Here is a 7,662-nt window from a genome sequence, read left to right as displayed (position 1 = left end):
CACCGGCGCCGCCCCGGCCCCGCACTCCGCCGCCGCCCAGAAGGGACCACGCCGGCCACGGCGCGCAGGCCAACCCCTCCGGCAAGACCGTGGAGCTGACCCCGGCCGGCACCCACGAGACCGGCGTCTTCGACGAGTCCGCCGCCGAGATCCCGGCGTTCGACGCCTCCACCGACCGCCTCTTCGTGGTCAACGCGGAGAAGGGCGCGGTGGACGTGCTGCACGTGGACGGCGACGCCGCCCCGACCTACTCCACCACCCTCGAGATGGCCGGCGTGCAGGCCGCCGACAGCTCCGTGATCGGCACCGGCGCCACCGTGAACTCCGTGGCCGTCCACGACGGCATCATGGCCGTCGCCGTGCAGGCGCCGGTCAAGACCGACCTCGGCTGGGTCGCCTTCTTCGACACCGAGACCCTGGCCCCGCTCGGCGCCGTCCGCGTGGGCGCCCTGCCGGACTCGGTGGCCTTCTCCGGCGGCTACGCCGTGGTCGCCAACGAGGGCGAGCCGGCGGACGACTTCTCCGTGGACCCGGAGGGCACCATCTCCGTGATCACCGTCCCGAAGAACGTGCAGCAGTTCTCCCGCCTGACCCAGGACTCCGTGCGCATCGTGGACTTCCGCGCCTACGACGAGGGCGCCGAGCTGCCCGAGGGCGTGCGCGTGTTCGGCCCGGACGTGCAGACCCCGGCCGACCAGCCGGACGCGGGCTACGTGGCCCGCAACCTCGAGCCGGAGTACGTGACCATCGACCCGACCGGCCGCACCGCCTACGTCTCCGTGCAGGAGGCCAACGCCGTGGTGGCCGTGGACCTGAAGTCCGCCTCCCTGAAGGACTTCTGGGCCCTGCAGCTCACCGACTGGTCCACCGACGGCACGTTCGACGCCTCCAACAAGGACGACGCGATCGACCTGCGCCACTGGCCGGTGCTCGGCGTCCCGATGCCGGACGGCATCGACGTCTACCGCCACCGCGGCCAGGACCTCGTGCTCACCGCCAACGAGGGCGACTCCCGCGAATGGGGCGACTACGTGGACACCGAGCGCGTCAAGGACCTCGAGCTGTGCGCCGCCGAGTACCCGGACGCCGACGAGCTGCAGGAGAACGAGAACCTCGGCCGCCTGAACGTCCTCACCGACCTCGGCTGGGATGAGCAGCGTCAGTGCTACTCCCAGCTGCACACCCTGGGCGGCCGCGGCTTCTCCATCTACACCGCAGACGGGGAGCGCCTCTTCGACTCCGCCGGTCTGGTGGAGCAGACCATCGCGGACCTGATCGCCGCCGGCGAGCTCCCGGAGCACGCCTTCAACGCGAACAACGACGAGACCCCGTCCTTCGACGCGCGCTCCGACGACAAGGGCCCCGAGCCCGAGTCCGTGGTGGTCGGCCAGGTCCAGGGCCGCACCTACGCGTTCCTCGGCCTGGAGCGCATCGGCGGCGTGATGGTCTTCGACATCACCGACCCGACCGCCGCGACCTTCGTGGACTACGTCAACGAGCGCAACTGGGACGCCGAGGGCGAGGACGCCGAGGCCGGCCTGGGCGACATGGGCGCCGAGGGCCTGCAGTTCGTCCCGGCCTCCGACTCCCCCTCCGGCACCGCGCTGCTGATCGTGGCCAACGAGGTCTCCGGCTCCACCACCGTCTACGAGGTGAACCCGATCCGGAGGTGACCGGTCCCGGGGAGCCTGCCCGGCTCGGAAGCGCCGAAGGGCTTCCCGACGGCGGGGCGCACCTGACGCTGTCAGGTGCGCCCCGTCGTCGTTCGTCTTCCACGAGGGGAACCGGGGGGGCGGGCCGTGCGAGCGTGGTGCCCATGCGAGCCGTATGCCAGAGAGCCGATTCCGCGTCCGTGACCGTCGCCGACGAGGAGGTGGGCGGCTTCGAGGGCGAGGGCCTGGTGGTCCTGCTGGGCGTGTCCGTGGAGGACACGGAGGCCGAGGCCGTGCAGGTGGCGCAGAAGGTGGCCGGGCTGCGGATGCTCGAGGACGAGAGGTCCCTGCTCACGGCCGAGGCGCCGGCCCTGGTGATCAGCCAGTTCACCCTCTACGGGGACGTGCGCAGGGGACGGCGGCCGTCCTGGACCCGCTCGGCCAAGGGCGAGGCGGCCTGGCCGCTGTACGAGCGATTCATGGCCGAGCTCGAAGCCGCCGGCGTGCACGTGGAGCGCGGCGTGTTCGGGGCCCAGATGGAGGTCTCGCTGACGAACTCCGGGCCGTTCACGCTGATCGTGGACTCCGATGAGCTGAAGGGGCCGCGCCGGGGCTGAGGGGTGCGTGGTGGGCTGAGCCGTGAGTGAGGTGAGCGGCACGGACGACGCACGCCACGACGGCCCCCTCCCGTTGCCGTCACGCAGCCGGCCGCTCTCAGACGAGGAATCGTCCTGAGAGCGGCCGTATGCAGGACAGCAGTGGACCGGGAGGCTCAGCGCAGCCGGATCAGGCCTGCGCCGCGCCCTTCTCGGCTCCCTTGTCGCCGGCCTCGGCGGCGGCCTCCTTCTCGCCGGCGGACTTCTTCTCGCCGGCGGACTTCTTGTCCTCCGGCTTGGCGTCCACGCCGGCCTCCTTGCGCTGCTGCGCGGTGATCGGGGCCGGGGCGGCGGTCAGCGGATCGAAGCCGCCGCCGGTCTTCGGGAACGCGATGACCTCGCGGATCGAGTCGGTGCCGGAGAGCAGGGCGACCACACGGTCCCAGCCGAAGGCGATGCCGCCGTGCGGCGGAGCGCCGAACTTGAAGCCCTCGAGCAGGAAGCCGAACTTCTCGTGCGCGTCCTGCTCGGACAGGCCCATGACCTCGAACACGCGCTTCTGCACGTCCTGGTCGTGGATACGGATGGAGCCGCCGCCGATCTCGTTGCCGTTGCAGACGATGTCGTAGGCGTAGGCCAGGGCGGTGCCCGGGTCCGTGTCGAAGGTGTCCATGAACTCGGGCTTCGGCGAGGTGAAGGCGTGGTGCACGGCGGTCCACGTGCCGGAGCCGACGGCCACGTCGCCCGAGGCCACCGCGTCCGCGGCCGGCTCGAACATCGGGGCGTCCACGACCCACACGAAGGACCAGTCGGCCTCGTTCACGGGCACGTCCGGACCGGCGTCCTTGAACAGGCCGCAGCGGCGGCCGATCTCCACGCGGGCGGCACCGAGCAGGGCGCGCGACTCCTTCGGCGAGCCGGCGGCGAAGAAGATGCAGTCGCCCGGGTTCGCGCCGGTGGCGGCGGCCAGGCCGGCCTTCTCCTCGTCGGTGATGTTCTTGGACACCGGTCCGGTGAGGGTGCCGTCCTCTTGGACGAGCACGTAGGCCAGGCCCTTGGCGCCGCGCTGCTTGGCCCACTCCTGCCAGGCATCGAGGGTGCGGCGGGCCTGGGAGGCGCCGCCCGGCATCACGACGGCGCCGACGTACTCGTTCTGGAACACACGGAACGGGGTGTCCTTGAAGTACTCGGTGAGGTCGGTCAGCTCCAGGCCGAAGCGCAGGTCCGGCTTGTCCGAGCCGTACTTGGTCATGGCCTCGTCGTAGGTCATGCGGCGGATCGGCAGCTCGACGTCCACGCCGACCTTCGCCCAGAGCGCCTGCACGATCTTCTCGCCGAGCTCGATGACGTCGTCCTGCTCCACGAAGGAGGCCTCGATGTCCAGCTGGGTGAACTCGGGCTGGCGGTCGGCGCGGAAGTCCTCGTCGCGGTAGCAGCGGGCCAGCTGGTAGTACTTCTCGATGCCGCCGACCTGCAGCAGCTGCTTGAACAGCTGCGGGGACTGCGGCAGGGCGTACCAGGAGCCGGGGGCGAGGCGGGCCGGGACCAGGAAGTCGCGGGCGCCCTCCGGGGTGGAACGGGTCAGGGTCGGGGTCTCGACCTCGAGGAATCCCTCGGAGTGCAGCAGCTCGCGGGCGATGCGGTTGGCCTCGGAGCGCAGGGCCATGATCTTGGCCGGCTGCGGGCGGCGCAGGTCCAGGTAGCGGTGGCGCAGGCGGGTCTCCTCGCCGACCTCCACGTGCTCGTCCACCTGGAACGGCAGGGCGGCGGCGCGGTTGAGGACCGTCAGCTCGTCCACGATCAGCTCGACCTCGCCCGAGGGCAGGTTCGGGTTCTCGTTGCCCTCCGGTCGGCGCTCGACGACGCCGGTGACCTTCAGGACCCACTCGTTGCGCAACGGCTCGAAGTCGGCCTCGTCGCGGACGACGATCTGGGCGAAGCCGGAGCGGTCGCGCAGGTCCACGAAGGCCACGCCGCCGTGGTCGCGGCGACGGGCCACCCAGCCGGTGACGGTGACGGTCTGGCCGATGAGCGAGGCATTCAGCTCGCCGAGGGTGTGGGTGCGAAGCACGGGTTCCTCCTCGTCCGGGATCGCCGGACGTCGTCGCGGGTTCAGGGGCGCGTCACACCGCTGTGATAGGCATGCAGGCATGGGTGTGACCGCCCCGAGTCTACCGGCACCCCATCCACCGAACGCACCGAGGGAGAGGACTGCCGTGTCCGGCACCCTGCAGCGCACACTCACCCTGCCCCAGGCGACCGTGATCGGCGTCGGATCGATGGTCGGGGCCGGTGCCTTCACGGCCCTGGGCCTGGCCGCCGCGCTCACCGGAGGCCACGCCGGCGCCCTGTACCTGGCCCTCGGGCTGGCGGCGCTCGTGGCGTTCTGCAACGCCCTGTCCACCGCGCAGCTGGCCACCGTGTACCCGGCCTCGGGCGGCACGTACGTCTACGGCCGCGAGCAGCTGGGGCCGTGGCCGGGCTTCCTGGCCGGCTGGGGCTTCGTCACCGGCAAGACGGCCTCCGTGGCCGCCATGGCGGCCACCGTGGGCCTCTATGTCTTTCCCGACGACGGCCTGCTCGCCCGGATCGTGGGCGTCGCCGCCGTCGTGGTGCTCACCGTGGTGGCCGTGCTGGGTGCGACCCGCACCGTCCAGGTCACGGTGGTGATCCTGATCCCGGTCCTCGCGGTCCTGGCCCTGGCCGTGGTGGCCGGGCTCGCCCTCGGCGACGGCGGTGCCGCGACCGGAGGCACGGAAGCGCTCGGGGATCCGTCCGCGCTGGGCGTGCTCATGGCCGCGGGTCTGCTGTTCTTCTCCTTCGCCGGCTACGCGCGCGTGGCCACCATGGGCGAGGAGGTCATCGACCCGCGCCGCTCCATCCCCCGGGCGGTGCTGGGCGCCCTGGCGTTCACGGTGATGCTCTACGTGCTGCTGGCCGCCGGTCTGCTCGGTGCCCTGGGCGGGAGCGGGCTGGCGCTGTCCCAGGCCCCGGTGCGCGCGGCGCTGGAGGCCACGCTCGGCACCGGATGGGGCTGGGCGGCCCTGGTGGCCGCGCCCTGGCGTGCGTGGGCGCCATGCTGAACCTGCTGACCGGCATCTCCCGGACCGCCCTGGCCATGGCCCGAGAGGGCGACCTGCCCCGCCCGCTGGCGACGGTCGGCGGCCCGGCGCAGACTCCCTGGATCGGCCAGACGGTGGTGGGCGCGGCGGTGATACTGCTGGTGCTGGCCACAGACATCCTCACGGTGGTGGGCTTCAGCTCCTTCGGCGTGCTCGTGTACTACGCCGTGGCGAACCTGTCCGCCCTGACGCTCACCGGCGCCCGGCCGCTGCGCGTGCCGCGTGCGGTGAACGTCCTGGGCCTGGTGCTGTGCCTGGTGCTGGCCTTCACCCTGCCGCCGATGTCCGTGCTGGCCATGCTCGGCGTGTTCCTCGTGGGTGCCGGCGGACGCGCGTTCGTGCGCGCCAAGGGCGACTACCGGGCCGGACGCTGACCCGGCGGCCGGCTCAGCGGCCGGTGCGGTCCTCGATCTGCGGGACGAGGTCCTCGGCCGGCGGCATCCACGTCTGCGGGTCGGCGGGCACCTGGTCGCCGGAACGGATGTCCTTGACCTCGTGGCCGGACTCCCCCGCACCCAGGAACCAGACGAACGGGATGCCGCGGCGGTCCGCGTACTTGATCTGCTTGCCGAACTTCTCCGCGGTGACGGCCACCTCGGCGGCGACGCCGCGCTCGCGCAGCACCCCGGCCACGTCCTGGGCGGCCGACCAGTCCTCGTCCGCGGTCAGGGCCACGTAGACCACGGTGGGCACGGCGCGCGAGGCGACGGCCATCTTCTGGGAGAGCATGCGCATCACCAGACGGGTGACGCCGATGGACAGGCCGACGCCCGGGAAGGTCCGGTTCCCCTTGGAGGCCAGGGCGTCGTAGCGTCCGCCCGAGCAGATCGAGCCGAGCTGCTCGTGGCCCACCAGCACGGTCTCGTACACGGTGCCGGTGTAGTAGTCGAGGCCGCGGGCGATGGAGAGGTCAGCGACGGCCCGGCCCGGGGCGCGGCGGTGCATCGTGCCGATGACCTCCTCGAGCTCGGTGAGCCCCTCCTCCATCAGATCGTCCTGGACGCCCAGCGCCCGGACCTGCTCCACGAAGGAGGTGTCCTCGGTGCGGATCGCCGCCAGGGCGAGGGCCTTCTGCGCCTGGTCGGCGCTGGCGCCGAGCTCCTCCTGGAGCAGGCGGGAGACCTCCTCGGCGCCGATCTTCTCGAGCTTGTCGATGTTCCGCAGCACGCCGGCGGTGTCCGTCAGGCCGATGCCGCGGTAGAAGCCCTCGGCGAGCTTGCGGTTGTTGATGCGGATGAGGAAGTCGCCGATCGGCAAGGCCCCGAGGGCCTCGGCCATCACGAGGGCCACGTCCACGTCGTAGCGCGGGGACAGCTGGCCATCGCCGACGATGTCGATGTCCGCCTGGGTGAACTCGCGGGCACGCCCCTCCTGCGGGCGTTCGCCGCGCCAGACCTTCTGCATCTGGAAGCGGCGGAACGGGAAGGCGAGGTGGCCGGCGTTCTCCACCACATAGCGGGCGAAGGGGACGGTGAGGTCGAAGTGCAGGGCCAGGCGCTTGGGGTCGTCCGGGGCCTTCGCGGCGCGCACGCCCTCGGCCACCTCCTGGTCCTCGGCCAGACGGGAGACGGCGTAGACCTCCTTGTCCACCTCGCCCTTGCGCAGCAGCTGGCCCAGGGTCTCCACGGCGCGGGTCTCGATCCCGGCGAACCCGTGCAGCTCGAAGGTCCGGCGCAGCGTGTCCAGCACATGCTGCTCGACGAGGCGCTCGGCGGGGAGCCACTCGTGGAAGCCGGACAGGGAGGACTTGCGGGCCATGGGGTTCCTTCGTCTCGGGGCGGGACCGTCGCGTGGACGGGGCTGACCCGCACAGTCTAGGCGGCGGGACGCGCCGGGACCGGTGGCGCGCGGGCGCGCGTTCGCGGCTAGGCTTGGCCTGTTCGTGTCCATCCCGACCCGCCTTGGACACACGCGCGTGCGAGGCGGGCCCGTTCAGGGAGAGTTCCAGCGGTGACCACTGAGAATCAGCAGTCCGACGACCAGCAGCCGACCACCGACGCCGCCGAGGGTGCCGAGACCGCAGAGTCCGTCCAGTCTCCGGCAGAGCAGGCCGCCACCGAACCGAGGGAGGCCCCCGACGCCGCCGTGCCGACTGCCGCCGAACCCGCCACCGAGTCCACGAAGGCCGCCGAGGTCGAGCAGACCGGTTCCGAGACATCCGCGCAGGACGCCGACGCCGAGGGGTCCGTGCAGACCGCGGAGTCGGAGAAGGCCGAGGCCAAGCCCGCCGCGCCGTCCCCGGCGGCGGTGAAGCCCGGCACGCCCCTCACCCCTGCCGCGGCCGCCCCGGCC

4 protein-coding genes and 2 pseudogenes are annotated in these 7,662 nt (G+C 72.2%); 4 read left to right on the top strand and 2 right to left on the bottom strand.

All coding sequences use genetic code 11. From position 1 onward, the window contains the following. Both AC2W7A_RS06980 and dtd read left to right on the top strand, forming a co-directional pair. A partial coding sequence (locus AC2W7A_RS06980; RefSeq protein ID WP_485990720.1) for a choice-of-anchor I family protein occupies window positions 1-1,673 on the top strand: 1,673 nt, incomplete at its 5' end. Between the two features lie 143 nt (window positions 1,674-1,816). Continuing rightward, window positions 1,817-2,269 (top strand): D-aminoacyl-tRNA deacylase, encoded by a 453-nt coding sequence (gene dtd / locus AC2W7A_RS06975; RefSeq protein WP_485990719.1) that lies wholly within the window; start codon window positions 1,817-1,819, stop codon window positions 2,267-2,269. Between the two features lie 169 nt (window positions 2,270-2,438). Here dtd and aspS read toward each other — a convergent pair whose 3' ends face one another. Next, window positions 2,439-4,319, bottom strand: coding sequence for an aspartate--tRNA ligase (gene aspS, locus AC2W7A_RS06970; protein WP_485990718.1), 1,881 nt, complete (start codon window positions 4,317-4,319; stop codon window positions 2,439-2,441). A gap of 145 nt (window positions 4,320-4,464) precedes the next feature. Here aspS and AC2W7A_RS06965 point away from each other — a divergent pair. Next, a pseudogene (locus tag AC2W7A_RS06965) lies at window positions 4,465-5,744 on the top strand (APC family permease). 13 nt (window positions 5,745-5,757) lie between these two features. On the opposite strand, the gene hisS reads toward AC2W7A_RS06965, so the two are convergent. Next, window positions 5,758-7,128, bottom strand: a complete 1,371-nt coding sequence (gene hisS, locus AC2W7A_RS06960; RefSeq protein WP_485990717.1) for a histidine--tRNA ligase — start codon at window positions 7,126-7,128, stop codon at window positions 5,758-5,760. A gap of 192 nt (window positions 7,129-7,320) precedes the next feature. On the opposite strand from hisS, the pseudogene AC2W7A_RS06955 reads away from it, so the two are divergent. Further along, a pseudogene (locus AC2W7A_RS06955) lies at window positions 7,321-7,662 on the top strand (hypothetical protein); the annotation flags it as partial.

Source organism: Micrococcus sp. LASM2_SD2, assembly GCF_057364565.1.
Note: the sequence above shows the minus strand (reverse complement) of the source record. Positions and strands in the feature narration are given on the sequence as shown.

Excerpts from the sequence above, each read along its gene's own strand:
- dtd (WP_485990719.1), top strand. The coding sequence starts at position 1,817 with ATGCGAGCCGTATGCCAGAGAGCCGATTCCGCGTCCGTGACCGTCGCC.
- hisS (WP_485990717.1), bottom strand. The coding sequence starts at position 7,128 with ATGGCCCGCAAGTCCTCCCTGTCCGGCTTCCACGAGTGGCTCCCCGCC.